General features: G+C 71.6%; 22 protein-coding genes. 10 read left to right on the top strand and 12 right to left on the bottom strand.

The window, feature by feature from the left end; all coding sequences use genetic code 11:
• Positions 1-22 precede the first annotated feature (22 nt).
• Entirely contained in the window at positions 23-535 is a 513-nt protein-coding gene (locus tag OG842_RS28125; protein WP_266736968.1) for a pyridoxamine 5'-phosphate oxidase family protein, read from the top strand.
• Here OG842_RS28125 and OG842_RS28120 read toward each other — a convergent pair.
• The 6 genes from OG842_RS28120 to glnA all read right to left on the bottom strand — a co-directional run bounded on the left by OG842_RS28120 (position 528) and on the right by glnA (position 7,054).
• Positions 528-1,349: a putative protein N(5)-glutamine methyltransferase gene (locus OG842_RS28120; RefSeq protein ID WP_266736970.1), complete on the bottom strand. Its 822-nt coding sequence runs from the start codon at positions 1,347-1,349 to the stop codon at positions 528-530. The genes OG842_RS28125 and OG842_RS28120 overlap by 8 nt on opposite strands.
• 193 nt (positions 1,350-1,542) lie before the next feature.
• Positions 1,543-2,583: a TolB family protein gene (locus OG842_RS28115; RefSeq protein WP_266736972.1), complete on the bottom strand. Its 1,041-nt coding sequence runs from the start codon at positions 2,581-2,583 to the stop codon at positions 1,543-1,545.
• Positions 2,580-3,881, bottom strand: a complete 1,302-nt coding sequence (locus OG842_RS28110) for an MFS transporter (RefSeq protein WP_266736974.1) — start codon at positions 3,879-3,881, stop codon at positions 2,580-2,582. Before OG842_RS28110 ends, OG842_RS28115 begins: the two co-directional genes overlap by 4 nt.
• Positions 3,881-5,227: a discoidin domain-containing protein gene (locus tag OG842_RS28105; RefSeq protein WP_266736975.1), complete on the bottom strand. Its 1,347-nt coding sequence runs from the start codon at positions 5,225-5,227 to the stop codon at positions 3,881-3,883. The genes OG842_RS28110 and OG842_RS28105 overlap by 1 nt, the downstream gene beginning before the upstream one ends.
• 249 nt (positions 5,228-5,476) lie before the next feature.
• Positions 5,477-5,605 carry a hypothetical protein gene (locus OG842_RS28100; RefSeq protein ID WP_266736977.1) on the bottom strand — a complete coding sequence of 43 codons (129 nt, stop codon included), beginning with the start codon at positions 5,603-5,605 and terminating at the stop codon, positions 5,477-5,479.
• Positions 5,606-5,692: 87 nt separating this feature from the next.
• Complete coding sequence (gene glnA / locus OG842_RS28095; RefSeq protein WP_072483343.1) at positions 5,693-7,054, bottom strand: type I glutamate--ammonia ligase; 1,362 nt, start codon at positions 7,052-7,054, stop codon at positions 5,693-5,695.
• Between the two features lie 246 nt (positions 7,055-7,300).
• Here glnA and OG842_RS28090 point away from each other — a divergent pair, with 246 nt between their 5' ends.
• The 5 genes from OG842_RS28090 to OG842_RS28070 all read left to right on the top strand — a co-directional run bounded on the left by OG842_RS28090 (position 7,301) and on the right by OG842_RS28070 (position 13,196).
• A complete protein-coding gene (locus OG842_RS28090; protein WP_266736979.1) occupies positions 7,301-7,978 on the top strand; it encodes a DUF3105 domain-containing protein in 678 nt (225 codons plus the stop codon).
• A complete protein-coding gene (locus tag OG842_RS28085) occupies positions 7,975-8,688 on the top strand; it encodes a DUF305 domain-containing protein (protein ID WP_266736981.1) in 714 nt (237 codons plus the stop codon). Before OG842_RS28090 ends, OG842_RS28085 begins: the two co-directional genes overlap by 4 nt.
• Positions 8,689-8,814: 126 nt before the next feature.
• Positions 8,815-9,240, top strand: a complete 426-nt coding sequence (locus OG842_RS28080) for a CBS domain-containing protein (RefSeq protein WP_266736983.1) — start codon at positions 8,815-8,817, stop codon at positions 9,238-9,240.
• Positions 9,241-9,686: 446 nt separating this feature from the next.
• Entirely contained in the window at positions 9,687-11,363 is a 1,677-nt protein-coding gene (locus OG842_RS28075; RefSeq protein WP_266736985.1) for a multicopper oxidase family protein, read from the top strand.
• A 78-nt stretch (positions 11,364-11,441) separates the two neighbouring features.
• Positions 11,442-13,196, top strand: coding sequence for an NAD+ synthase (locus tag OG842_RS28070; protein ID WP_266736986.1), 1,755 nt, complete (start codon positions 11,442-11,444; stop codon positions 13,194-13,196).
• 88 nt (positions 13,197-13,284) lie between these two features.
• Here OG842_RS28070 and OG842_RS28065 read toward each other — a convergent pair whose 3' ends face one another.
• The 3 genes from OG842_RS28065 to OG842_RS28055 form a co-directional block, all read right to left on the bottom strand.
• Complete coding sequence (locus OG842_RS28065) at positions 13,285-14,325, bottom strand: endonuclease/exonuclease/phosphatase family protein (RefSeq protein WP_266736987.1); 1,041 nt, start codon at positions 14,323-14,325, stop codon at positions 13,285-13,287.
• A 239-nt stretch (positions 14,326-14,564) separates the two neighbouring features.
• Positions 14,565-15,257, bottom strand: coding sequence for a TetR/AcrR family transcriptional regulator (locus OG842_RS28060; protein WP_266736988.1), 693 nt, complete (start codon positions 15,255-15,257; stop codon positions 14,565-14,567).
• Positions 15,254-16,870: an MFS transporter gene (locus OG842_RS28055; protein ID WP_266736989.1), complete on the bottom strand. Its 1,617-nt coding sequence runs from the start codon at positions 16,868-16,870 to the stop codon at positions 15,254-15,256. The genes OG842_RS28060 and OG842_RS28055 overlap by 4 nt, the downstream gene beginning before the upstream one ends.
• Before the next feature lie 175 nt (positions 16,871-17,045).
• Between OG842_RS28055 and panB the strand changes: the two genes are divergently transcribed.
• The 3 genes from panB to OG842_RS28040 all read left to right on the top strand — a co-directional run bounded on the left by panB (position 17,046) and on the right by OG842_RS28040 (position 19,939).
• Positions 17,046-17,933, top strand: coding sequence for a 3-methyl-2-oxobutanoate hydroxymethyltransferase (panB, locus tag OG842_RS28050; protein WP_266736991.1), 888 nt, complete (start codon positions 17,046-17,048; stop codon positions 17,931-17,933).
• 132 nt (positions 17,934-18,065) lie between these two features.
• Positions 18,066-19,088: an ATP-binding cassette domain-containing protein gene (locus OG842_RS28045; protein ID WP_266736993.1), complete on the top strand. Its 1,023-nt coding sequence runs from the start codon at positions 18,066-18,068 to the stop codon at positions 19,086-19,088.
• Positions 19,085-19,939 carry an ABC transporter permease gene (locus tag OG842_RS28040; RefSeq protein ID WP_266736994.1) on the top strand — a complete coding sequence of 285 codons (855 nt, stop codon included), beginning with the start codon at positions 19,085-19,087 and terminating at the stop codon, positions 19,937-19,939. Before OG842_RS28045 ends, OG842_RS28040 begins: the two co-directional genes overlap by 4 nt.
• Before the next feature lie 9 nt (positions 19,940-19,948).
• On the opposite strand, the gene OG842_RS28035 is transcribed toward OG842_RS28040, so the two are convergent.
• Positions 19,949-23,281, bottom strand: coding sequence for a BTAD domain-containing putative transcriptional regulator (locus OG842_RS28035; RefSeq protein WP_266737375.1), 3,333 nt, complete (start codon positions 23,279-23,281; stop codon positions 19,949-19,951).
• Between the two features lie 203 nt (positions 23,282-23,484).
• Here OG842_RS28035 and OG842_RS28030 point away from each other — a divergent pair, with 203 nt between their 5' ends.
• The gene (locus OG842_RS28030) at positions 23,485-24,291 is read left to right on the top strand and encodes a site-2 protease family protein (protein WP_266736995.1); all 807 of its coding nucleotides are present in this window, start codon (positions 23,485-23,487) and stop codon (positions 24,289-24,291) included.
• 60 nt (positions 24,292-24,351) lie between these two features.
• Here the strand turns inward: OG842_RS28030 and OG842_RS28025 are convergent, their stop codons facing one another.
• Complete coding sequence (locus tag OG842_RS28025; RefSeq protein ID WP_266736997.1) at positions 24,352-24,525, bottom strand: hypothetical protein; 174 nt, start codon at positions 24,523-24,525, stop codon at positions 24,352-24,354.
• Between the two features lie 168 nt (positions 24,526-24,693).
• Positions 24,694-25,404 carry an NADPH-dependent F420 reductase gene (gene npdG / locus OG842_RS28020; protein WP_266736998.1) on the bottom strand — a complete coding sequence of 237 codons (711 nt, stop codon included), beginning with the start codon at positions 25,402-25,404 and terminating at the stop codon, positions 24,694-24,696.
• Positions 25,405-25,486: the final 82 nt, after the last annotated feature.

Genomic DNA, 25,486 nt, shown 5'->3' with positions numbered 1-25,486 from the left:
AGGAGCAGACCGGGAGGCCCGCATGTCCGGATTCGAACCCTACGCCGAGCTGGACGGCGACTACAGCGACAAGGACGCGACGGCCTGCCCGTGGTCGACGGCGAGGGACCTGCTGACCACGGCGGAGCTGTACTGGCTGTCCACGGTCCGCCCGGACGGCCGACCGCACGTCACTCCGCTGATCGGGGTGTGGGCGGACGGCGCGCTGCACTTCGCCACCGGCGCCGAGGAGCGCAAGGCCCGCAACCTGGCCGCCAACCCCGAAGTGGTGCTGACGACCGGGACCAACACCATGTCGGAGGGGCTCGACGTGGTGGTCGAGGGCTGGGCGGAACGGGTGACGGACAAGGGCCGGCTGGAACTGCTGGCCACGGCCTGGGAGGCGAAGTACGGCCCGGAGTGGCACTTCGACGTCCGGGGCGGCGCCTTCGTGCACCCGGGCCATACGGCGCTGGTGTTCCAGGTGCGCCCCCGCAAGGCCTTCGGCTTCGGCAAGGGCGCCCGTTTCAGTCAGACCCGGTGGCGGTTCAGCTGACCGTGCCGCTCGCGGACGGGGCGGCCGGGCCGGGTCTGGTCGCGATGACGACGGTCGCGTAGAGCTCCTCGGAGCGCACGACGCGCGGGATCAGGCCGCTGCGGGCGACGGTCTCCTCGGCCCGTACCGCCTGCCGCTCGCTCGTCTCGACCAGCAGATGCCCGCCGGGTGCCAGCCACCGCGGGGCCTCGGCGGTGACCCGGCGCAGGACGTCGAGGCCGTCCGCGCCGCCGTCGAGCGCCACCCTCGGTTCGTGGATACGGGCCTCCGGGGGAAGCAGTTCGACGTCGTCCGTGGGGACGTACGGCACGTTGGCGAGCAGGATCTCCACCCGGCCGCGCAGCGAGGAGGGCAGCGGTTCGAAGAGGTCGCCCTCGTACACCTCGCCCGCGTCGCCGATGTTGCGGCGGGCGCACCGCACGGCGGCGGGTTCGACGTCCGCGGCGTGGAGTTCGGCCCGGCCCAGCGTCGCGGCGAGCGCGGCGCCGAGGGCTCCCGAGCCGCAGCACAGGTCGACGACGACCGCTCCGGGAGCGGTGAGGGCGGCGGCCTGCCGGACCAGGAACTCGGTGCGGCGGCGGGGTACGAAGACGCCGGGGTCGACGGCGATCCGCAGGCCGTCGAACTCGGCCCAGCCCAGGACGTGTTCCAGGGGGAGCCCGGCGACCCGCCGTTCGACCATGGCCGTGATCGTGGCGGGGTCGGTGGCGGTGGAGAGGATCAGTTCCGCCTCGTCCTCGGCGAATACACAGCCGGCGGCGCGGAGCGCGGGAACGATGGCGGAGAGGGTGAGCGGTGAAGCGGTGACCGACATGAGCGGAGCCTTTCGGGAAAGCCGATGGGCGCTCCGCGGTCGACTATGCCGGGTCGACGACGCGTTCGCGGGAGCTGAGCACCCAGCCTGATACAGCGTTGATGGGTCTCACCTCCTTGGTCGGCCCCCGTGTGGGGATGCGTCACATTACACCGGCCGTGTCGAGCCTGTCGCGCTCCGGACAAGGTCCGGCTCAGCCCGCCGATGCCGGGGCCGCCACCGCGACCGGCGACGACCCGCCCTCCACGGCCATGCGGGGCGTCCCCGTCCCGTCCGCGGGCACGGTCCAGATGTCGCTCCCCCGGCCGCCCGCGCCCGGCAGCGCGTAGGCGAGCGTGCCGTCGTCCAGCCAGGCCGCCTGGTCGTCGACGCTGTGCTTCTCGGCGAGCGGCGTCTCACGCATGGTGCGCAGGTCGAGGACGTACAGGCGCCAGGGCGCGGCGGCGTCGTCGGAGACCTTCTTCTTGAAGGCGAGCTTGGTGTTGTCGGGCGACAGGGAGGGGCATTCGACGTTCTGCCGCAGCGCCTTCGCCGTCCAGTCCCGCATGTTCCCCTCGACGAGGTAGGTGCGGCCCTTGGTGGAGACGGTCGCGTAGAAGCGGTTGTCGTCGCGGGCGAAGGTCACGCCCCAGTAGTTGACGTCGGGGGCGTGGTAGCGGGCGCCGTCGATGGTGAGCTGGATGTTCTCCATGGACTTGATGAGGTATCCGGTGCGCTGGTCGAGGATGGCGGTGCGGGTGGAGAAGGACGTGGTGGCGTACGAGTCACCGGTCGCGAACACCGTCCAGGACAGCATCCGCCCGGAGGCGGAGACCCGGGCGCGGGTGGGTACGCCGGGCACGGTGATCCGGCGCTTCTCGCGCAACTGCCGGTCGAGGACGATCGCGTACGTCTTCGGCAGCACCCCGGGCCTGGCCCGCAGGCAGAGCGCGCCTTCGTCCGAGGCGTAGAACCGGTCGCAGGCGGGCCCGCCGCGGGTCCGGGCGCCGCCGGTCCGGGCGTCGGTGAGCGGCTGGTGCGCGACGCGCCCGCCGGCCGTGTCCCGGAAGTACAGCGCGGGGCCGGCGAGGGTGAACGAGGCGTCGGCCTCGGTGCGTTGGCCCTTCGTCCGCTGTCCGGCGTGCATCACGTACCCGACGGAGCCGCCCGCGAGGAGCAGCACCGCGGCCACCACGACGGCGATCCTGGCGCGGGGGCTCAGCGGGGTCGCGGCTTTCGGGAACCTGGCACTCATGCGGTCCGCCTTCCGGGGATCTGGGCTTCCGGTTCCCCGTGGGCCGGGGCAACGGAGGGGTTGCGCGGCAGCAGCGCCCAGCCGCCCGCGAGGGCGGCGAGCAGGGCCGAGAGGGCCGCCCACAGCGCGGGCTTCGGCCCCCACAGGGTCCAGGCGGCGCCGAAGCCCGCCGCGGCGAGCATCCGGGCCAGCGCCTGTCCGGTCTGGAGCACGGCGAGTCCGCCCGCCCTGCCGTCGGCGGGCAGCACGGGCCCGGCCAGCGCCATCAGCACCCCGTCGGTGGTGGCGTAGAAGACCCCGAGCAGCACGAGGACGGGTACCAGGAGGAGCGGGGCCGGGCCGCCGGCCGGGGCGAGGAGCGTGGCGTACACGCCGAGCAGCGCGAGGTGTCCGTACAGGAACGGCAGCCGCCGGCCGACCCGGTCGGCGATCCGGCCCGCCGGGATCGCCAGCAGCAGGTAGCAGGCCGCCGCGCCGAGCGGCAGCAGCGGGAACCAGCTGACGGGGAGGTCGAGCCGGTGCTGGAGCAGGAGGTAGACGAAGGCGTCGCCGACGGTGGCGGCGCCGAGCAGACAGGCCGCCGCCAGGATCCGCCGGAAGGCGGGGTCGCGGAGCGCCGCGAACGCCTTGCGCCCGCGGGGAGCCGGGATCACCGGTTTCGGTGCCGGCTGCTGCCCGGGGACGTACAGCACGAGGAGCAGTACGCCGAGCAGGCCGACGCAGAAGCTGACGACGAACACCGCGTCGTAGGCGTCGGCGGTCGCCCAGAGCAGCGCGAACGCGGCGAGCGGGCCGAGCAGGGCGCCCGTGGTGTCCATCGCCCGGTGCACGCCGAAGGACCGGCCGAGCGCCTCGGGCCGGCTGCTCAGGGTGATCAGCGCGTCGCGGGGTGCCGTGCGGATGCCCTTGCCGATCCGGTCGGTGGCGAGGGCGGCGGCGATCTGGGCGGTGGCGCCGCCCGCGAGCAGCAGGCCGAGCCGGGAGAGGGCGGAGAGGGCGTAGCCGAGCCCGGCGACCCGTTTGTGGCCGCGGCCGCGGTCGGCGGCGTATCCGCCGAGCAGTCGTACGACGGCGGCGGCACCGTTGAACAGGCCGTCCAGGAAGCCGAATTGGAGGGGCGAGAGACCGAGTCCGAGGACCAGGTAGAGCGGCAGCACCGCGGTGACCATCTCGGAGGAGATGTCGGTGACGAGGCTGACCGTGCCGAGTGCGAGTACGGTGCCGGGAACGCCCCGGCCCGCCCCGCCGGAGCGGGGCCGGGCCGGTGCGTCCCGGCGGCCTGTGGTCGCCAGGTACATCAGTGGCAGGTGTACTTCGGGCTGGTGTCCTTGGTCTTGCCGTCGGTGCCGACGTAGTTCCAGCTGTAGCCGGAGTCGGTGAAGTCCAGCTTCAGGACGCCGTATTCACCGCTGATCCGCTTCTGGCTGTTGGGCTGGACCTCCTCGATGGGGTAGGGCTCGGCGCCACCCATCCCGCCGACGATCTCGGTGATCCCGTCGGCGACGGCCTTCCCGTCGGGGTTCTGCGGGGCGAACCGTTCGTAGTGGTGGTCGTGCCCGTTGAGCACCAGGTCGGCCTTGGCCGCGTACAGGAGCTTCCAGACCGGCCTGCTGACCGGGTCGTTGCCGTGCCCGCCCGAGGAGTAGAGCGGGTGGTGCCAGTAGGCGGCGACGCACGCCTTGCTGTTCTTGGCGATGTCGGCCTTGAGCCAGTCGATCTGGGCGCTGCCGTCGAAGGAGTTGGAGTCGAGGGCGATGAAGTGCCAGTTGCCCTCGTCGTAGCTGTAGTAGGTCTTGCCCTGGGGGGAGGCGATGGCGCCGAAGTACGCCTTGTAGCCGGCCAGCGCACCGGCCGGGTCGTACGTCTCGTGGTTGCCCGGCACCGGACGCGTCTTGGCCTTGAAGGCGCCCCAGGTCTTGTCGTAGTAGGCGCGGAAGTCGGCGATCCGGGCGTCGTCGTACTGGCTGTCGCCCATCGTCAGGTAGAACTTCGGGTCGATCTTCTGGGCCAGCGCCGCGGTCTTGGGGTGGGCGCAGCCGCTGTCGGAAGCGGTGCACTGGGCGGCGATGTCACCGGCGGCGACCACGGTGAAGGCGCCGGTCTGCGGCGGCTCGCTGCCGGGCGTGCCGTACACCTCCATCCCGTACAGCGAGTAGCCGTAGGCGGTGCCGCGTGCGGTGCCGTACACGCGCAGGTAGCGGCCCTTGCCGGTGAGGGAGGCCCAGTCGTCGGTGCCGCCGTTCCCGGCCGTCTCCTCGGCGAGCCGGGTCCAGGTGGTGCCGTCGGCGGAGATCTCGATCCGGTACGCCTTGGCGTACGCGTCCTCCCAGCTGAGCTTGACCCGCGTGACGCCGGCACCGGCGCCGAGGTCGACGCTCAGCCACTGCGGGTCCTTGCCCTCGACGCTCGCCCAGCGGGTGGCCGGGTCGCCGTCGAAGGCGTTCTGCGGTCCGAATTCGGAGCTTTCGTCGGAGGAGGAGGTGGCGGTCCTGCCGCCCGAGATGAGGGGGTCGGCGGCCGCGCCGGCCCGGTCGGGGTAGGCGAGCAACAGGCCGCCCACGAGGACGAGTACGGCGGCGACGACCACGCCCACCGTACGGCGCCGCGTGGGCGTGAGGGGCAAAGCTGAGCCGTTCGGGTGCATCCCTGGACTCCTGGCCTTGTGGGGGTGGCGAGAGCTGGGCATCGTTGCGTGGCCCCGCATCCGGCCCGGGTGCGGGCAGGGGACGGGGTCGTGGTGGCCGGGCCAGAGCTCTCACTGAGCGCGTCATGCCTGCGGAAGCGGGGCACCGCGCCGAGCCACCGCCGGGAATGCTAGCGAACAGGAAACTTTCCTACCAGTCCCCCAACTGGCTTCGTTCCACGGCCTGTTCGGCACCGTCGGCGCGGCTTCTCAGCGGGAGAGGACGTCGAGCAGGAGCGCTCCGACAATCCACAGCGGGATCGCGAGCGCGACCAGCAGGCCGGCCAGACAGCCGGACGTTGTCAGCCGGGCACCGGTTCTCGCCTGGTCGTCGCTCATTCGCATGCCGGTATTCAACCCGAACGCACTCCGGGCCAAAGGCATGCCGCCTCCGGCCCGGATCGTCGTCGCGTCGCCGCGAAGTGGCTACAGCACCGGCAGCAGCGCCTTCAGCTCGAAGGCGGTGACCTCGGAGCGGTACTCCTCCCACTCCTGCTTCTTGTTGCGCAGGAAGAAGTCGAAGACGTGCTCGCCGAGCGTCTCGGCGACCAGTTCGCTCTTCTCCATCAGTGCGATCGCCTCGCCCAGGTTCTGCGGCAGCGGCTCGATGCCCATCGCGCGGCGCTCCGCGTCGGACAGCGCCCAGACGTCGTCGTCGGCGCCGGCCGGGAGTTCGTAGCCCTCCTCTATGCCCTTGAGACCCGCGGCGAGGAGCACCGCGTACGTCAGGTAGGGGTTGGCGCCGGAGTCGATGGAGCGGACCTCCACCCGGGCGGAGCCGGTCTTGCCGGGCTTGTACATCGGTACGCGGATGAGCGCGGAGCGGTTGTTGTGGCCCCAGCAGATGTACGAGGGGGCCTCGCCGCCGGCGCCCGCCGCCCGGGAGGAGCCGCCCCAGATGCGCTTGTAGGAGTTGACCCACTGGTTGGTGACGGCGGAGATCTCCGCGGCGTGGGTGAGCAGGCCGGCGATGAAGGAGCGGCCGACCTTGGAGAGCTGGTACTCGGCGCCCGACTCGTAGAAGGCGTTGCGGTCGCCCTCGAAGAGGGAGAGGTGGGTGTGCATGCCCGAGCCGGGGTACTCGGAGAACGGCTTCGGCATGAACGTAGCCTGCACGCCCTGCTCCAGCGCGACCTGCTTCATCACCAGGCGGAAGGTCATGATGTTGTCGGCGGTGGAGAGCGCGTCCGCGTACCGCAGATCGATCTCCTGCTGGCCGGGGGCGCCCTCGTGGTGGCTGAACTCGACCGAGATCCCCATGGATTCGAGCATGGTGATCGCCTGGCGGCGGAAGTCCATGCCGACGTTCTGCGGGGTGTGGTCGAAGTAGCCGGAGCTGTCCGCGGGGGTGGGGCGGCTGCCGTCGACCGGCTTGTCCTTCAGCAGGAAGAACTCGATCTCCGGGTGGGTGTAGAAGGTGAAGCCCAGGTCGGAGGTCTTGGCGAGGATGCGCTTGAGGACGTAGCGCGGGTCGGCGAAGGACGGTGAGCCGTCAGGCATCAGGATGTCGCAGAACATCCGGGCCGTGCCGGGGGCCTCCGCCCGCCACGGCAGGATCTGGAAGGTGCCGGGGTCCGGCTTGGCGATCATGTCGGACTCGTACACCCGGGCGAAGCCCTCGATGGCAGAGCCGTCGAAGCCGATGCCCTCGTCGAACGCCTGCTCCAGCTCCGCGGGGGCGACCGCGACGGATTTGAGGTAGCCGAGGACATCGGTGAACCACAGCCGTACGAAGCGGATGTCGCGCTCCTCAAGCGTCCTGAGGACGAATTCCTGCTGCTTGTCCATAGCCACATCCTTGCAGTTCAGACGGTCCGTGCACCACCGCCCGGGGTAGGGGAGGAGCTCCAGTATCACGACCCGGGATTTCACCCAGATTACGCACACGAAGTGAGATGGAGCACCCGGCCACCCACTACGATCGGCGCCCATGGCGCGCAAGGGGTGGAACGTCTTCATGACGGCCCCGCGCGTGCCGGTTCTCCCGGCCTCCGGCCCGTCCGTCCCCACCCCTTCCCAGAAGGACCTGACGACATGAGCTTCGACCCCAGGACCCCCATGGCGCAGCAGCACGACGCCCACCGCGCGCGGCAGCGCCGCGACCGTGCCCTGGCCATAAGCCTGAGCGTGCTCGTGGTCGTGGGGCTGGTCGGCTTCGGCTCGTACATGGTGCTGGAGAAGTCCGAGGCGTCCGAGCAGAAGCAGGCCGCCCCGGCGGCGGACGACAAGGCGCCCTCGGCAGAGCAGAAGAAGGCCGCCGGTGGGCCGATCGAGGGGCTGCGGACCTGGGACGCGAAGAAGCTGACCCGCAACCACGTCACCGGGACCGTCGCCTACCCGATGAAGCCGCCGGTCGGCGGCGACCACAACCCCGTATGGATGAATTGCGACGGCCGGGTCTACAAGAACGCGGTACCCGATGTGAACGCCGTGCACGCGATGGAGCACGGAGCGGTGTGGGTGACGTACACGGACAAGGCCCCGGCCGCCGAGGTGGCGAAGCTCGCCGAGCGGGTCGGCAGGACGCCGTACTCGCTGATGAGCCCGTACGAGGGCCAGTCCGGAACGATCATGCTGACCGCCTGGGGCAACCAGCTGACCGTGGACGGCGCCGACGACCCGCGGGTCGAGCAGTTCTTCTCGAAGTTCGTGCAGGGGGCGCAGACGCCCGAGCCCGGTGCGACGTGCTCGGGCGGGCTGGAGGCGCAGTGACCGCGGGGAGGCGCATCCGGCGCGTCGAGTGGGTGGCGGGCTCCGCCGTGGTGCTCGCGCTGCTGTTCGCGGGGGTGGCGACGGTCGCCTCCGCTCGCGAGGACGGAAGCGGGGCGGACCGTGTCGCGGCCGCGCCGCGCACACCGGAGGCGGACTCGGCGGACGCCGGTTTCGCCCGCGACATGGCGGTCCACCACCAGCAGGCCGTGGAGATGTCCTTCATCGTCCGTGACCGCACGAAGGACGAGGAGGTGCGCCGGCTCGCGTACGACATCGCCAATACGCAGGCCAATCAGCGGGGCATGCTGCTGGGCTGGCTGGATCTGTGGGAGCTGCCGAAGACGTCCGCCGGGCAGCCGATGGCCTGGATGGCGGCCGGGCACGAGGGCCACTCGATGAACGGCATGGACGACATGGCGGGCACGGGGACCGGCTACCGGGCCCACGACGGCTCCCTCATGCCCGGCATGGCCACCAGGACCGAGCTGGACCGGCTCCGGGCCGCGAGCGGCAGAGCGGCCGAGGTCCAGTACCTCCGGCTGATGACCGAGCACCACGAGGGCGGCGTCGACATGGCCCGCGGCTGCGCGAAGCTGTGCACGGTGAAGGCGGAGAAGCGGCTCGCCGGCGGGATGGTCGAGGCCCAGCAGTCGGAGCTGGACGAGATGGCCGGGATGCTCACTGCGCGAGGCTCCGCACCCCGGTCCTGAAACATTCCCCGGATCCGCAGGTGCACCCGAACGGGTGAGAGCGGTCGCGTCCCCCGAACGGGCCCATGACGATGGGTTCGCTCGGGGTCGTACAGCATGCCCATCGGCACGCAGGAGGAATCCCTCATGACCACTGCCAAGGACATCATGCACACCGGGGCCACATGGATCCCCGCGCACGAGACGCTCGACCGGGCCGCGCAGCTGATGCGTGACCACAAGGTCGGCGCACTGCCCATCTCGGCCAGCGGCGAGAAGGACCGGATGATCGGGATCCTCACGGACCGCGACATCGTGATCGGCTGTGTGGCGATGGGCCACGATCCGTCGAAGATGACGGCGGGCGACCTCGCCCAGGGCACCCCCCGCTGGATCGACTCGGAGGCGGGCGTGGACATGGTTCTGGAGGAGATGCAGACCCACCACATCCGCCGGCTCCCGGTCGTCGAGGACAAGATGCTGATCGGCATGATCAGCGAAGCCGACCTGGCGCAGCACCTCACCGCGGAGCAGATCGCCGGCTGGGCGGAGAAGGTCTACGCCCGCGGCTGACCCGCCGCACCGACCCGGCCCGGTACCCCCATACGGACCCCACTGCTCGGATCCGGCCGAAGCACGGCCCGGTCCGGACGGGAGGCCCCGGGGTACCGGGCCCTTGTGCTGCCCGCCCGGCCGCCCCTGCGACCCGCCCCGCCGGGCCCCGTACCAGCGGCGATACGTTTCCGCGCGCGAGGGATACCCGGCGGGGGTAGGGTGCTCGGCATGACCCTGAGTGGATGTGCGCCATACGGACAGTTGTTGCTGTTCGTCTCGCTGCTCATCGGGATCCTCCGCCTTCTCAGGGGCGCCGCGGCACGGGACGCACCCCGGCCGGGGCCGGATCCCCGGCCGGACGTGACCCGACCGGCCCCGTTGTCGGTGCTGCGCATATAGAAGGGGCGCCTCCCCCTCCCCCAGCAGACCGAAATACCGACAACACCGCGAGGTGCACCTCCGTCATGCGCACTCCACCCACCCGACGCTCCGTGCTCGGCGCCGCTGTCGCCACCGCCGGTTCGACCGTGCTGGCCGCGTGCTCCGGCGAGTCCGACAAGGGCCACGGCGGCAAGAAGACCGGTAGCGCGAACGCCGGTGGCACCAGCCACGGCGGCGTGAACCACGGGACCTCCCCCGGCGCGAAGCACAGGGTCTCCCCCGGCGCGAAGTCCGAGGGCGAGTACGTCTCCCCCGACGGGGAGGAGGTCGCGGCGGCCGAGGCGAAGCGGGGCTCGGGCCCCCTGCGGAAGGTCCACCTCGTCGCCACCCCGTCCCGGCTCGATCTGGGCGGCGGGCTCACCGTCGGCTCCTGGGCGTACGAGGCCCGGCTGCCCGGCAAGGAGCTCCGGCTCACGATGGGCGACACCCTGGCGCTCACCCTTGCCAACCACCTGCCCGCGGAAACGACTCTGCACTGGCACGGCCTCAATGTGCGCAACGACATGGACGGCGTGCCCGATCTGACCCAGGCGCCCATCAAGCCCGGCGCGGAATTCGCCTACCGGTTCAAGGTCCCGCACGCGGGGACGTACTGGTTCCACCCGCACACGGGCGTCCAGCAGGACCGCGGACTGTACGCGCCGCTGATCGTCGAGGACCCGAGGGAGCCGCTCAAGTACGACAAGGAGTGGGTCGTCGTCCTGGACGACTGGGTCGACGGGGTGGCCGGTTCGACGCCGGACTCGGTGCTGTACGAGCTCAGCGGGGGCAGGGGCAGCATGGACCACGGCAGCGGCGCGCACGGCGCCCCCGCCAAGGGCCGCACCGGCCCCACCCGGTTGATGCGGGACTCCTACAGCGAACTGCTCGACAGCCACGGGGGCGACGTAGCCTACCCGTACTACCTGATCAACGGCCGCACCCCGAAGTCCCCCACGTCCTTCGCCGCGAAGCCCGGCGACCGGATCCGGCTGCGCATCATCAACGCGGGCGGCGACACCGCCTTCCGGGTGGCGCTCGGCGGCCACCGGATGACGATCACGCACACCGACGGCTACCCGGTCCGGCACACCACCACCGACGCCCTGCTGCTGGGCATGGGCGAGCGGTACGACGTGGTGGTCACCGCGGGCGACGGGGTGTTCCCGCTGACCGCGCTCGCGGAGGGCAAGAAGGCCTCGGCGCTGGCCCTGCTCCGTACCGGGAAGGGGACTGCGCCCACCGCGTCCGTACGACCCGAGGAACTGTACGGAAGGCTGGTGCAGGCGGACGAACTCGCGCCGGACGAGTCGGTGGAGCTGTCCTCGCGCAAGCCCGACCGGACGATCCGGTTCAAGATGACCGGCAACATGCGGGACTACGACTGGGCCTTCGACCACGAGCCGTACGACCCCCACCGGCGTCGCCCGGTGGAGGCGGGCGAGCGGGTCAGGCTGGAGTTCTTCAACACCACGGAGATGTGGCACCCGATCCATCTGCACGGGCACTCGTTCGGCCTCGTGGGAGCGGCGGGGCCGGACCACCGGGCGACCCGGCGGGGACGGGCCGCCTGGGCGCGCAAGGACACCGCGATCATCCGGCCGGACAGCTCGCTCGCCGTCGAGTTCGACGCGAACAACCCGGGGCTGTGGATGCTGCACTGCCACAACATCTACCACTCGGACGTGGGCATGATGACGGTCCTCGGCTACCGCCGCTAGCACCGCACCGGCGGGCCGCGGCCATGATTCCGCGGCCCGCCAGGACATTGCGTCAGTCAGACGATTACACTGGTGCGCGTGCCTCAACTACGTCTCGCACTGAATCAGATCGACTCGACCGTCGGTGACCTCGCCGGCAACGCCGAGGCGATCGTCCACTGGACCCGGCACTCCGCCGAACAGGGCGCCCACCTGGTGGCGTTCCCGGAGATGGTGCTGACCGGCTACCCCGTCGAGGACCTGGCCCTGCGCCCGTCCTTCGTCGAGGCCTCCCGGCAGGCGCTGCGCGCGCTCGCCGCCCGGCTCGACGCCGAGGGCTTCGGGGAGCTGCCGGTCGTGGTCGGCTACCTCGACCGCTCGGAGACGGCCCAGCCCCGCTACGGGCAGCCGGCCGGCTCCCCGCAGAACGCCGCCGCGGTGCTGCACCGGGGGCAGGTCGCGCTGACCTTCGCCAAGCACCACCTCCCCAACTACGGCGTCTTCGACGAGTTCCGGTACTTCGTGCCGGGCGACTCGATGCCGGTCGTGCGGGTCCACGGCGTGGACGTGGCGCTCGCGATCTGCGAGGACCTCTGGCAGGACGGCGGCCGAGTGCCGGCCGCGCGGGCCGCCGGCGCGGGTCTGCTGCTGTCGATCAACGCCTCGCCGTACGAGCGGGACAAGGACGACACCCGGCTGGAACTGGTCCGCAAGCGGGCCCAGGAGGCGGGCTGCACCACCGCGTACCTGGCGATGATCGGCGGCCAGGACGAGCTGGTCTTCGACGGCGACTCGATCGTCGTCGACCGGGACGGCGAGGTGATCGCCCGTGCCCCGCAGTTCGCCGAGGGCAGCGTCGTGCTCGACCTGGAGCTGCCGGCGGCCGCCGCCGAGCCGCCGTCCGGGGTCGTCAACGACGGGCTGCGGATCGACCACGTGGTGCTCTCCGAGGAGCCGCTCCCGGCGTACCCGGCGGAGCTGACCGGCGGTTACGCGGAGCGGCTGGACGACGACGAGGAGCTGTACTCGGCGCTGGTCGTGGGGCTGCGGGCGTACGCCGCCAAGAACGGCTTCAGCAGCGTGCTGATCGGGCTCTCCGGCGGGATCGACTCGGCGCTGGTCGCCGCGATCGCCTGCGACGCGCTGGGCGCGCAGAACGTGTACGGCATCTCGATGCCGTCGAAGTACTCCTCGGACCACTCCAAGGGCGACGCGGCCGAACTGGCCCGCCGTACCGGGCTGAACTTCCGCACCGTGCCGATCGAGCCGATGTTCGACGCGTACATGGGCTCGCTGGGGCTCACCGGTCTCGCCGAGGAGAACCTCCAGTCGAGGCTGCGCGGCACGATGCTGATGGCGGTCTCCAACCAGGAGGGCCAGATCGTCCTCGCGCCGGGCAACAAGTCCGAGCTGGCGGTCGGCTACTCGACGCTGTACGGCGACTCGGTCGGGGCGTACGGCCCGATCAAGGACGTCTACAAGACGTCGATCTTCCGCCTGGCGAAGTGGCGCAACCGGGCCGCCGAGGAGCGCGGGCAGACCCCGCCGATCCCGGAGGCGTCCATCACCAAGCCGCCCAGCGCCGAGCTGCGCCCGGGGCAGGTCGACACGGACTCGCTGCCCGACTACGACGTGCTGGACCGGATCCTGGAGCTGTACGTCGACCGGGACCAGGGTCTGGACGAGATCGTCGCGGCCGGCTTCGACGCGGCGCTGGTGGCGAAGACGCTGCGGATGGTGGACACGGCGGAGTACAAGCGGCGGCAGTACCCGCCGGGCACGAAGATCTCCCCGAAGGGCTTCGGCAAGGACCGACGGTTGCCGATCACCAACCGGTGGCGCGAGTCGGGCTGAGCGGGGCGAGGGCGCGGTGACCGGGCGGACCGGTCACCGCGCCCTCGCGTTTCGGCGCGCGTCAGCGGTGGCGGAACGGCTCACCGCGTCACAGCTTCACGCGCGCCACGATCGGCAGGTGGTCGCTCTCCGTCGCGCCGAGCGTCCACGAGGACACCGGCTCGACGTCCTTCACCAGGATCTGGTCGATCCGTGCCATCGGGAACGAGGCCGGCCAGCTGAAGCCGAAGCCGTCGCCGGCCGCGCCCTGGGTGGAGCGCAGCTGGGAGCTGACCGCGTTCAGGGCGCGGTCGTTCATCGTGCCGTTGAGGTCGCCGAGCAGGATCACCCTGTCGAGCCGTTCGTCGGCGATGGCCTCGCCCAGGGCGTCCACGCTGTCGTCGCGCTGGTTGGCGGTGAATCCGGCGTGCAGCTTGACCCGTACGGACGGCAGATGGGCCACGTAGACGGCGATCTCGCCCTTCGGTGTCGTCACCGTGGAGCGCATCGCGCGGGTCCAGCCCATCTTGATGTCGACCGGCCTGGTGGCGCTCATCGGGTACTTGCTCCACAGGCCGACGGTCCCCTGCACCGAGTGGTACGGGTAGCGGTCGGCGAGTGCCGCCTCGTACGTCGCCACCTTGCCGTTCGGCAGCTCCTCCAGGGCGATGACGTCGGCGCCGGAGTCCGCGACCTTCCGGGCGGTGCCCTTGGGGTCGGGGTTGTCGGCGTTGACGTTGTGGGTGGCCACGGTGAGGTCGCCGCCGGTGCCGGACTTGTCGGTGAGCAGGCCCCCGAAGGCGTTGAACCAGACCACGACCGGCAGCAGCAGGGCGATCAGCGCGGTCGCCGAGCGGCGCACCAGGCCGAGGACCAGCAGCAGCGGGACGAACGCCCCGAACCACGGCAGGAACGTCTCGGAGAGGCTGCCCAGGTTGCCGATGGTGTTCGGGATCTCGGCGTGGAAGGCCATCACGAGAGTGAGGAGCACCGAGCAGAGGGCGAGGACGATGCCGCGCCGCCAGATGCCCGGGTCGCGGGTCAGCCTGTCGCGCAGGCCCCGGAAGCGGGATCCCGGCCCGACGCGCCCCGGCTCCGGTTCCGGTTCCGCACGGTCGTTCCCGGTGTCCGCTCCGTACGCCTGCACCATCGCGCTGTCCTCACTGCCTTGCCGTGCATGTCGCCGCGCCCTCGACCCTAGGCGATGGGCGGCGTGTTTCCTGCCGTCGACGACGGCCGTACTGCCACGAGGACGAAGGGCGGGGTCCGGCGGGTTCCGGCCGGGCGGGGTCTGTGGGGGCTTGTGACAGAACGCTCACACTCGGGCGGGTCCGGGCCCGGGTCCGATTCCGCGCCCCGGTCCGGGAGTGTCGGACGTCACCGGCTGTGTCAGCTGTCGCCCGACGGGCGGGGTGCCAGGCCCTCGACCAGGACCTGGACGATGCGGTCGGCGAGATCATCGGGCAGCGGCGCGTCGGGCCGGTGGATGGTGCGTACGAGCATGGGCCCGAGGAACAGGTCGTCCATCAGCCCCACGTCCAGGTCCGCCCGGAGTTCGCCGGCGTCGACGGCGCGCTGGACGGCGGCCAGCATGGCGACGCGGCGGGGTGCGATGACGCTGCTGTGGTACTCCTCCCACAGCTTGGGGTGGCTCTTCATCTGCGCGAAGACGTTGTACAGCAGGGCCGAGGAGCGCTGGGCCAGGCCGCGTCTGCGCAGCGAATCCAGCAGCAGTCGCAGGTCGTCGAGCCCGGCGGTGCCCGAGACCGCGGGCTCCGGCGGCTCCATGTCCTTCAGGACGTCGACGAAGAGTTCTTCCTTGCCGCTCCACCGCCGGTAGATCGTCGCCTTGCCGACCCCCGCGGTCCGGGCTATCCGCTCGATGGACAGGGCCGCCAGGGGTTCACCGGCCTCCAGCAGTCCGACGACGGCGTCCAGGATCGCCCGCTCGGCCGCCGCGCTGCGCGGCCGGCCCCGTCGCGGTTCGGGAGCCTTCCCGAGCCGCTGCTCCCGGTCCTGTGCCGGTGCCTGTGCCCGCGCGTCGGTCCACCCCTCGCTGCGGTGCCGGGTCGCCGGTCTCATCGGCCCGCTCCCGCCGCGCGTACCGGCCGGTCGCCCCGGCCGGACCCGTCGGGGCCCTCCGCGGCGGGCGGCCTCCCCGGCAGGAAGAGCGCGACCACGAGGGCGCCCACCAGGGCGATGGTCGCCGAACCGATGGCGGTGACGTGCATGGCCTTCAGGAACGCTTCGTTCGCCGAGGCGATCAGCGGGGCGCCCGCCGGGCCCAGCTTGTCCGCGATGGCGAGCGTCGCCTCGATCGACTCCCCCGCCGCGTCCCTGGCCCCGGCCGGGAGCGCGGCGAGGTGGCCCTCGATGTCGCCCCGGTAGACGGTGGAGAGCACCGAACCGAGCACCGCGACCCCGAGCGCCCCGCCGACCTGCCGGAAGGTGTTGTTGATGGCCGATCCGGAACCGGCCTTCTCCCGGGGCAGCGCCTGCATCACCGAGACGGTGACCGGTGTCATCACATGCGCCATGCCGGTGCCCTGGACGAAGAAGAGCAGGCACAGCACCCAGACCGGTGTGGTCTCGTCGAACAGCGCGAACGCCGACAGCCCGACCGCGACCAGCAGCATGCCGACGGTGCAGGTGGCGCGGGCGCCGAAGCGGTCGACGAGCAGCCGGGCCCGGGGCGCGAAGATCATCTGGGTGGCGGCCAGCGGCAGCAGCATCATCCCTGCCTGGAGTGCGGTCCAGCCGCGCACGCTCTGCATGTAGAAGGCGGAGAAGAAGGTCACGCCCATCAGCGCGAAGAAGACCAGCGCTATGGCGGCGACGGCCGCGGCGAACGACGGCTCCCTGAAGTACGAGATGTCGATGGCCGGGTGGGTGCTGCGCTTCTCGTGCCAGACGAACCCGGCCAGGACGAGCAGACCGCCGAAGCTCGACAGCAGCACCACGGGCTCGGTGAAGTCGGCGAGCTGGCCGCCGCGGATGATGCCGTACACCAGCAGCACCAGGCCGACGATGGAGAGCACGACGCCGAGCGGATCGATCCGGCCCGGGTTCGGGTCCTTGGAGTCCGGCACCAGCAGGACCATCGCGATCAGCGCCACGATCACCACGGGCACGTTGACCAGGAAGATCGAGCCCCACCAGAAGTGTTCGAGCAGCAGCCCGCCGGTGATCGGGCCGATCGCGATGGCCACGCCGACGCTGCCGGCCCATATGCCGATGGCCCTGGGCTGTTCGTCGCGCTCGAAGACGTTCACCAGGACGGCGAGGGTGGCCGGCATGACGAACGCGGCGCCGAACCCCATCAGCGCGCGCCAGGTGATCAGCTGGGTCGGCGAACCGGACATGGCGGCGAGCGCGGAGCCGGTGCCGAAGAGCAGGATGCCGAAGAGCAGCACCTTCTTGCGGCCGATGCGGTCGCCGAGCAGACCGGCGGTGAACAGCAGTCCGGCGAAGACGAGCGTGTAGGCGTTGATCGCCCACTCCAGCTGGCTCTGGGTGGCGCCCAGGCCGGTGGGTGCGGGGCTTGCGATGGTCTTGACCGCGACGTTCAGGATCGAGTTGTCCAGTACGACGATGAGCAGGCTGAACATCAGGACGACGAGGATCGCCCAGCGGCGACGGTGGACCGCCTCCGGAATCTGGGGCGCGGCGGCGCGAGCACCGGACGGCATCGACATGAAACGGAGCTTATCCGATTTCGATACGAGACCGTCTCGTATTGGAAAGCCGTTTGGGAAACCCTTTACGGGCGTGTGCGGGGCCCACTTCCCGTGGACCACCGCGGGATGCCACCATGGAACCGGTCCGGGGACGCCGTCAGGGCGCCTCGAGATGACGAAGGAGCCGTTGGCAATGTCGCTTCAGGCTGCGCAGAATCAGTCCGCAACACCCCCCACGGGTACCCGCACCGACAGCAGCAAGGCGCTGTACGGAGGCAAGAGCACCCGCCGTATCTCCATCCACGACATCGCCGCCGCCACCGAGCGCGGCGAGAAGTGGCCCATGCTCACCGCCTACGACGCGATGACCGCGTCCGTCTTCGACGAGGCCGGGATCCCGGTCATGCTCGTCGGCGACTCCATGGGCAACTGCCACCTCGGTTACGAGACCACCGTGCCCGTCACGATGGACGAGATCGCGATCCTCTCCGCGGCGGTCGTACGGGGCACCAGGCGTGCCCTGATCGTCGCGGACCTGCCATTCGGGGCGTACCAGGAGGGCCCCGTCCAGGCCCTGCGCAACGCCACCCGGCTGATCAAGGAGTCCGGCGTCGGCGCGGTCAAGCTGGAGGGCGGCGAGCGGAGCCACGAGCAGATCAAGCTGCTCGTCGACGCCGGCATCCCGGTCATGGCTCACATCGGCCTGACCCCGCAGTCCGTCAACGCGATGGGCTACCGGGTGCAGGGCCGCGGCGAGGAGGCCGCCCAGCAGATGCTGCGCGACGCCAAGGCCGTGCAGGACGCGGGCGCGTTCGCCGTCGTCCTGGAGCTCGTACCGGCCGAGCTGGCCGCCGAGGTCACCCGCACCCTGCACATCCCGACGGTCGGCATCGGCGCCGGTCCCGACACGGACGCCCAGGTGCTGGTCTACACCGACATGGTCGGGCTGACCGGCGGCAAGGTGCCGCGCTTCACCAAGCAGTACGCGAACCTGCGCCAGGTACTGGGCGACGCGGCGAAGGAGTTCGCGGAAGAGGTCGTGGGAGGCGCCTTCCCGGCCGCCGAGCACACCTTCCACTAGCTCCACCGGTCCCGCCGGTCCCGCCGGTTCGTTCCGTCCGAACCACTGCCGGCACCACCGACAGCCCGCCGACATCCCCCATCGGCGGGCTGTCGGCCTGCTGTCGGCGGACTGTCGGTGGCGGCTGGTCCCATGGTGGACATGACGCGAATCGACAAGAACCCCAGGAGCGGCTCGAACGCCGTCGAGGTCCGGGGGCTGGTCAAGCACTACGGCTCGACCAAGGCTCTGGACGGCGTGGACCTCGATGTCCGCGAAGGCACCGTGCTCGGTGTCCTCGGTCCCAACGGAGCAGGCAAGACCACGCTCGTACGCTGCCTGTCCACCCTGATCGTCCCCGACGCCGGACACGCCACCGTGGCGGGCTACGACGTGGTGAAGCAGCCCCGGCAGCTGCGCCGCACCATAGGCCTGACCGGGCAGTACGCCTCGGTCGACGAGAAGCTCTCCGGCTGGGAGAACCTCTACATGATCGGGCGGCTGCTCGATCTGTCCCGCAAGGCCGCCCGGTCCCGGGCCGACGAGCTGCTGGAGCGGTTCTCGCTCACCGACGCGGCGAAGAAGGCCGCGATGGACTACTCCGGCGGCATGCGGCGCCGGCTCGACCTGGCCGCCTCGATGATCGGCAACCCGGCCGTGCTGTACCTGGACGAGCCGACGACGGGGCTGGACCCCCGGACCCGCAACGAGGTCTGGGACGAGGTGCAGCGGATGGTCGCGGAGGGGGCGACCGTGCTGCTCACCACCCAGTACATGGAAGAGGCCGAGCAGCTCGCCAGCGAGCTGACCGTCATCGACAAGGGGAAGATCATCGCCCGTGGCGGGGTCGACGAGCTGAAGGCGAAGGTCGGCGGCCGCACCCTGCAGATCCGGCCCTCCGAACCGGCGCAGCTGGCCGCGATGGCGCAGGCGATCCGTGAGGCGGGGCTCGACGGGGTCTCGGGCGCGCAGGCCGTCCCGGACGAGGGACTGCTGTACGTACCGATCCTCAGCGACGAGCAGCTGACCGCCGTGATCGGCCTGCTCGGCACCCGGGGCTTCCCGCTGGCGCACGTCGCCACCGCGCTGCCCAGCCTGGACGAGGTCTTCCTCGCCATCACCGGCGAGAAGTCCGCTTCCGCCACCGACACGATCCCCGAGGAGGTCGCGGCATGAGCACGGCGACTCTGACACCCACGCCCACGCCCGCCGAGTCCGCCCGGGCGAGGACGGTCCACGACGAGGGCCGGATAGGGCTGCGGAACAACCTGCGCCACATCGGGGCGCTGGTGCGGCGCAACATGCTCCAGATCAAAAAGGATCCGGAGTCGATGTTCGACGCGCTCCTGATGCCCGTCATCTTCACGCTGCTGTTCGTGTACGTCTTCGGCGGATCGGTCGGCGGCAGCATGGGCGGCGGACGGCAGGAGTACCTGAACTACCTGATCCCCGGGCTGATGGCGATGATGGGCATGAACATCGCCATGGCGGTCGGCTCCGGTGTCAACGACGACTTCCGCAAGGGCGTCATGGACCGGTTCCGGACGATGCCGATCGCCCGTTCCTCGGTGCTCATCGCGAAGATCGTGGTCGAGCTGGGCCGGATGATGGTCGCCACCCTCATCCTGCTGGCCATGGGCTTCGCGCTCGGCATGGAGCTCCAGGAGTCGGTGCTCGGGCTGCTCGGGGCGATCGCGCTGTCGGCCGCGTTCGGCGCCGCCATCATGTGGATCTTCATCCTGCTCGGACTGACCATGAAGACGGCCCAGGCGGTTCAGGGAATGGGGATGCTCGTGCTGATGCCGCTCCAGTTCGGTTCCTCGATCTTCGCCCCGACCAAGACGATGCCCGGCTGGCTCCAGACGTTCACCGACTACAACCCGCTGTCCAACCTGGCCGACGCCGCGCGCGCCCTGATGATGGGCGGCCCGCTCGCCCACTCGGTCCTGGTGACGCTCGGCTGGACCGTGGTCATCACCGCGGTGATGGCGCCGCTCGCGGTCGCCAAGTTCCGCAAGAAGTCCTGACCGGCGGGGTCACTCCCGGTACGCGTCCACGAGGGCGGTGGCCTCCTCCAGGGAGAGGCCGCCGCCCTCGGCGTACGCGCTCTCGTAGGCGGCCCGGCCGAGCACGGCGACGGCCAGTTCCTCCGCCCGTGCCCAGTCGTCGCGCTCCATCGACGTCGGTACGTGGCCCAGGGGCAGCAGTCCCCGGCCCGCCCCCAGCAGCCGGGCCGCGGTGGTGGCCCGCGGCTCGCCGCCGATGCCGGCCAGCGAGCGGGCGAGGGAGACGAGGTTGATGACGGACATCTGCGGGGCCACCAACTGCGACAGCCGGTCGTGGGACCGCTCCAGCGCCACCAGGCCCCGGGGCAGGGCGTCCGTGTACTGCCCGTCCTGGTTGTCCAGCCAGGCCATCGCGCCCAGCACGACCCCGTCGAAGATCGCCATGGTCTCGGAGTGGAACTCCTCGCGCAGTACGGTGAGTTGCTCGCGCGCCTCACCGGTGCGGTCGGTGCGCCCCAGCCACATGGCCAGATGGAGCCGGGCGATGGACCTCGTGTCGTGCCGCCCGGCGATCACCTCGCGCAGGATCGCCTCGCCCTCGGCACCGCGGTCCATCTCGGTGAGCACGGCCGCGTATCTGGTGTTCAGAACCGCCACCTGGGAGGCCGCGCCCAGCTCCTTCGCGTACCCGATGGCGACCTGGAAGTCCTCGGCCGCGCGGGCGTACTCGCCCCGGCGCTCGTTGGCCTCGCCCCGTGCCGAGAGCGCTTCGGCGACGCCCCAGTCGTCACCGATCCGGCCGAAGAGCTCCAGGCTCTCGTCGGCGTCCGTGCGCGCGTCGCCCGCCCACTCGGGCCGGTTGGCCAGCACGTTGGCCCGCATCTGGAGGGCCCCGGCGAGCTCCCATTCGTAACCGAACTCCCGACAGGCGCGAACCGTTTCGTCCAGCAGCTCGCGCAGTCTGCCGGTCTCCCCGACGAGCATGACCGCGAAGAACCAGAGCGATGCCGGGACCCGGCAGGTCTGCGGCTGGCCGGCCCGGTAGGTGTTCGCGATGACCCGCAGCCGGGCCATGCTCGCCTCGTCGGTCCACCGCTCCGCGGCGTGGTCCATGCTGACCAGCCGGATCAGCCCCGCCTGGCGGCGTGCCTCCTGGAGCAGTTCGGGCCGCATCGGCGGCGGTGCGTCGGTGCATCGTTCGTGGATGGAGGGCGCGGGCTCGGCGGGCGGGGCGAAGGGGTCGGGGCCCAGCGCGGCGGCGGCGTCGGCCCAGTGCAGCGCGTCGCCGCTCAGGTTGCGCATCTGCCAGTACCAGCACAGCGAGAGCACCATGCAGAGCACCTCCTGCTCGTCGCGGGCGGCGACGGCGCAGCGCAGGGCGGTGCGGATGTTCTCGTACTCGCGCTGGAGCAGCTCGATGGCGGACCGCTGTCCGGCGCCGCGGAGCCGGGGTTCCGTGGTGCGGACCAGTTCCCGGAAGAACACCAGGTGGCGCCGGACCACGGGGTCGCGCTCCGCCGCCTCGTCGAGCCGGGCGGCGGCGTACTCGCCGACGGTCTCCAGCAGCCGGTAGCGCATCTCGCCGTCCTCGGCGGGCGCGGCTACGACGAGCGATTTGTCGACGAGGGAGCCGAGCAGCCCGGCGACCTCGCGCGCGCCCTGCGGCCCGTCCGCGCAGACCGCCTCGGCGGCGGTCAGGGTGCAGCCGCCCGCGAAGACGGAGAGCCTGCGCAGCACGGCGCGTTCGGCTTCGTCGAGCAGGTCCCAGGACCAGTCGACGACGGCGCGCAGGGTCTGCTGCCGGGGCAGTACGGTGCGGGCTCCGCTGGTGAGCAGACGGAACCGGTCGTCGAGCCGGTCGGCGATCTGGCGCGGGGTGAGCATCCGCAGCCGGGCGGCGGCGAGTTCGATGGCGAGCGGCAGTCCGTCGAGGCGGCGGCAGATCTCCGCGGAGGCGGCCGCGGTCTCCTCGTCCGCGTCGGTCCGGAAGCCCGGCCGGGCCGCGGCGCCGCGTTCGGCGAACAGGCGCAGCGCCATCGGGTCGGGCAGCGGTTCGACGGGGCGGACGAACTCGCCCGGTACGCCGAGCGGTTCACGGCTGGTCGCGAGCACGGTGAGCTGCGGGCAGTGGGCGAGCAGGTGGTCGGCGAGGGCGGCGGCCGCGTCGACGAGGTGTTCGCAGTTGTCCAGGAGCAGCAGCATGCGGCGCCGGGAACAGTGCTCGGTGAGGCGGGCGAGGGGGTCGTTCGCGCTTCCCTCGACGACCCTGATCTCCTCGGCACCGGCGCCGCGCAGCACGGTCTCGCGGGCGCCGAGCGCGGTCAGTACGGCCTCCGGGACCGCCTCGGGGTCGTCGACAGGGGCGAGTTCGGCCAGCCAGACGCCGTCCGGCCAGGCGGGCCCGGCGGATTCGGCGGCCTCCTGGGAGAGCCGGGTCTTGCCTGCGCCGCCGGGGCCCAGGAGGGTGACGAGCCGGGCGTGCGAGAGGTCCTCGCGCAGGGCCTCGATGTCGTCCTCGCGCCCGACGAAACTGGTGAGCCTGGCCCGGAGGTTGCCGTGCCGTGCGGCGGGGGGCGCGGTGCGGGGAGCCGTCAACCGCGCGGCCGGAGTGGCCGGGGCGACGGGAGCGGGCGGACGGACCGGGTCCTGGCGGAGCAGTTCGGCGTGGAGCGAGCGCAGTTCGGGTCCGGGGTCGGTGCCGAGGCGGTCGGCGAGCGAGGTGCGGACCTCGTCGTAGGCGGCCAGTGCCTGGGCGGTGCGCCCGGCGTCGCGCAGGGCCCGCAGCCGCAGTGCCTGGAGGGGTTCGTCGATAGGGTGCTCGGCGCACAGGGCGACCAGTTCGGGCAGGGCCTCGTCCGCGCGGCCGAGCGCCAGGACGGCGCGGAGCCGGTTGCGGCGGGCGTCCAGCCGCCGGGCCTCCCAGCGGGCCGAGACGGCGTCGCGGTCGGGCAGATCGGCCAGGACCGGGCCGCGCCACAGGCCGAGCGCGTCGTCGAGCACCGTCCTGGCCTTCGCCGCGTCGCCCTCCTCCAGCGCCCGCGCGCCCTCCCCCGCGAGCCGTTCGAAGCGGTACAGGTCGACGGTGTCCGGCTCGGCGGCCAGCCGGTAGCCGCTCTCGGCGGAGACGACCGCGTCGTGGCCGACGGCGCGCCGGAGCCGGCCGACGAGCGCCTGGAGTGCGCCCACCGCGTCGGCGGGCGGTTCGCCGTCCCACACCTCGTCGACGAGCACGGCGGCGGGGACGGTGCGGCCGGGGCGCATCGCGAGGACGGTGAGCAGGGCGCGCAGCCGTGCCCCGCCGACGGCGACGGCCGTGCCGTCGTCGCTCAGTGCCCGGGTCGTTCCGAGGATGCAGTAGCGCACCGGCCCATTCTCCGTGACCGGGATCGGGAAACGCACACCTGTCCGCGCGTACCTCTGTGCGGCGTGCTCCGGATCGCTGGTCATGCCCCCACCCTGTCCGGAACCACCGCCCCGGCGCGAGACGTTTGTGACGTGTCGGCGGTACGGTCGGGCTCCCTGCCCGCAGCGCCGTCCCCCTCCGGCCGTCCGTCAGGAGTTCGCCGATGACCACCGCAAGCGCCCGCAGCGACCGGCGGATCAGCCCGGTCTTCCTCGGGATCGCCGCCGTGACGGCGGTGTCGGGCTGGGCGGTGTGGACGGACACCGGGTATCCGTACGGGCTCGCGGTCTTCGTCTTCGTCACGGGGGCATGGGTGGTCTCGCTCTGCCTGCACGAGTACGCGCACGCCCGCACCGCGCTGCACAGCGGGGACCTCTCGGTCGGTGCGAAGGGGTACCTCACCCTCAATCCGCTCGCCTACACGCACGCTCTGCTCAGCATCGTGCTGCCGGTGCTGTTCGTGATCATGGGCGGGATCGGGCTGCCCGGCGGCGCGGTCTTCATCGAGCGGGGGCGGATCCACGGACGGTGGAAGCACAGCCTGATCTCGGCGGCGGGCCCGCTGACCAACGTGCTGTTCGCGCTGGTGTGCACGGCGCCGTTCTGGCTGCACGCGCTGGACGGTGTCCCGAGGGAGTTCCGGTACGCGCTGGCGTTCCTGGCCCTGCTCCAGGTCACTGCGGCGATCCTGAACTTCCTGCCGGTGCCGGGGCTGGACGGGTACGGGGTGATCGAGCCCTGGCTGTCGTACCGGATCCGGCGCAAGGTGGAGCCGTTCGCGCAGTTCGGGCTGATCGCGGTGTTCGCCGTGCTGTGGATCCCGGAGATCAACCACGTCTTCTTCGACCTGGTCCACGGAGTGCTGGACTCACTGGGCGTGAACGGCCTGGGCACGGAGTGCGGCCGCGCCGCCTACCGGTTCTGGGAGAACTGGAACGAGGAGCATCCGATCTGCGCCTTCGGCCCGTGACCGGCGAACCGGCGGGACCGGCGGCCGGACCCGGAGGCGGTCGAGTGGCCTCCGGCGGGCTCAGCCCGCGGTCTGTGCGCGGTGCCGGCGCAGGTAGAACCACGCCATGTTGGACGAGAGCCCGGCCAGCAGCACCCAGACGATCCCGAGCAGGCTGCCCTGGACGAACGAGATCACGGCCGCGACGACGGCCAGGACACAGACGGTGATGGCGTAGAGAGCGAGTCGGGGCATGGGGGGCGGCTCCTGTCGGGGGTGGTGCGCGGTCCCGTCCAGTGTCCCCCATGCCCCTTTTCGCTCGCCGCAGGGTGGGCCCGTAAACGGGTCGGGCCCGGACGGCCGGTGGCGGCCCGGGCCCGGGCCCCGGTGGCGGTCCGGCTCGGACGTCGGTGGCGATCCGGCTCAGACGTCGGTCGTGCGGAGTCCCGCGTGCGCCTTGTAGCGGCGGTTGACCGAGATCAGGTTGGCGACCAGCGACTCGACCTGGTGCGCGTTGCGCAGCCGGCCGGCGAAGATGCCGCGCATGCCGGGGATCCGGCCCGCCAGCGCCTGCACGAGGTCGGTGTCGGCGCGGGCCTCGCCCAGCACCAGCACATCGGTGTCGATCTCGTCGATGGACTCGTCCTGCAGCAGCACCGCCGAGAGGTGGTGGAAGGCGGCGGTGACCCGGGAGTCCGGCAGCAGGGCGGCGGCCTGCTCGGCGGCGCTGCCCTCCTCGGGCTTCAGCGCGTAGGCGCCCTTCTTGTCGAAGCCGAGCGGGTTGACGCAGTCGATGACGAGCTTGCCCACGAGCTCGTCCCGCAGCGACTCCAGGGTCTTGGCGTGCCCGTCCCACGGCACGGCGACGATCACGACGTCGCTGAGGCGCGCGCACTCCGCGTTGTCCGCGCCCTCGACGCCGTGGCCCAGTTCCTCGGCGGCGCTCTTCGCGCGGTCGGCGGCCCGGGAGCCGATGATCACCCGCTGCCCGGCGCGGGCGAACCGGTAGGCCAGGCCGCGCCCCTGGGGTCCGGTGCCGCCGAGCACGCCGACGGTCAGCCCGGAGACGTCGGGAAGGTCCCAGGGGTCCTTGGCGGGGGGCTTGGCCGCGCTGTCACTGCCATTCGTAGTCATGGCTCCGACATTACTGCCCGCCACGGAACGGGACCCGGCGTCATCCCTTGTTCCCGTACCTGCTCCCGTACTTGCTTCCGTG

It is taken from the genome of Streptomyces sp. NBC_00376, assembly GCF_036077095.1.
Lineage (GTDB): Bacteria > Actinomycetota > Actinomycetes > Streptomycetales > Streptomycetaceae > Streptomyces.
This window is presented reverse-complemented; position numbering and strand designations above follow the sequence as displayed.

Excerpts from the sequence above, each read along its gene's own strand:
- OG842_RS28125 (WP_266736968.1), top strand. The coding sequence starts at position 23 with ATGTCCGGATTCGAACCCTACGCCGAGCTGGACGGCGACTACAGCGAC.
- OG842_RS28120 (WP_266736970.1), bottom strand. The coding sequence starts at position 1,349 with ATGTCGGTCACCGCTTCACCGCTCACCCTCTCCGCCATCGTTCCCGCG.
- OG842_RS28115 (WP_266736972.1), bottom strand. The coding sequence starts at position 2,583 with ATGAGTGCCAGGTTCCCGAAAGCCGCGACCCCGCTGAGCCCCCGCGCC.
- OG842_RS28110 (WP_266736974.1), bottom strand. The coding sequence starts at position 3,881 with ATGTACCTGGCGACCACAGGCCGCCGGGACGCACCGGCCCGGCCCCGC.
- OG842_RS28105 (WP_266736975.1), bottom strand. The coding sequence starts at position 5,227 with ATGCACCCGAACGGCTCAGCTTTGCCCCTCACGCCCACGCGGCGCCGT.
- OG842_RS28100 (WP_266736977.1), bottom strand. The coding sequence starts at position 5,605 with ATGAGCGACGACCAGGCGAGAACCGGTGCCCGGCTGACAACGTCCGGC.
- glnA (WP_072483343.1), bottom strand. The coding sequence starts at position 7,054 with ATGGACAAGCAGCAGGAATTCGTCCTCAGGACGCTTGAGGAGCGCGAC.
- OG842_RS28090 (WP_266736979.1), top strand. The coding sequence starts at position 7,301 with ATGAGCTTCGACCCCAGGACCCCCATGGCGCAGCAGCACGACGCCCAC.
- OG842_RS28080 (WP_266736983.1), top strand. The coding sequence starts at position 8,815 with ATGACCACTGCCAAGGACATCATGCACACCGGGGCCACATGGATCCCC.
- OG842_RS28075 (WP_266736985.1), top strand. The coding sequence starts at position 9,687 with ATGCGCACTCCACCCACCCGACGCTCCGTGCTCGGCGCCGCTGTCGCC.
- OG842_RS28065 (WP_266736987.1), bottom strand. The coding sequence starts at position 14,325 with ATGGTGCAGGCGTACGGAGCGGACACCGGGAACGACCGTGCGGAACCG.
- OG842_RS28060 (WP_266736988.1), bottom strand. The coding sequence starts at position 15,257 with ATGAGACCGGCGACCCGGCACCGCAGCGAGGGGTGGACCGACGCGCGG.
- OG842_RS28055 (WP_266736989.1), bottom strand. The coding sequence starts at position 16,870 with ATGTCGATGCCGTCCGGTGCTCGCGCCGCCGCGCCCCAGATTCCGGAG.
- panB (WP_266736991.1), top strand. The coding sequence starts at position 17,046 with ATGTCGCTTCAGGCTGCGCAGAATCAGTCCGCAACACCCCCCACGGGT.
- OG842_RS28045 (WP_266736993.1), top strand. The coding sequence starts at position 18,066 with ATGGTGGACATGACGCGAATCGACAAGAACCCCAGGAGCGGCTCGAAC.
- OG842_RS28040 (WP_266736994.1), top strand. The coding sequence starts at position 19,085 with ATGAGCACGGCGACTCTGACACCCACGCCCACGCCCGCCGAGTCCGCC.
- OG842_RS28030 (WP_266736995.1), top strand. The coding sequence starts at position 23,485 with ATGACCACCGCAAGCGCCCGCAGCGACCGGCGGATCAGCCCGGTCTTC.
- OG842_RS28025 (WP_266736997.1), bottom strand. The coding sequence starts at position 24,525 with ATGCCCCGACTCGCTCTCTACGCCATCACCGTCTGTGTCCTGGCCGTC.
- npdG (WP_266736998.1), bottom strand. The coding sequence starts at position 25,404 with ATGACTACGAATGGCAGTGACAGCGCGGCCAAGCCCCCCGCCAAGGAC.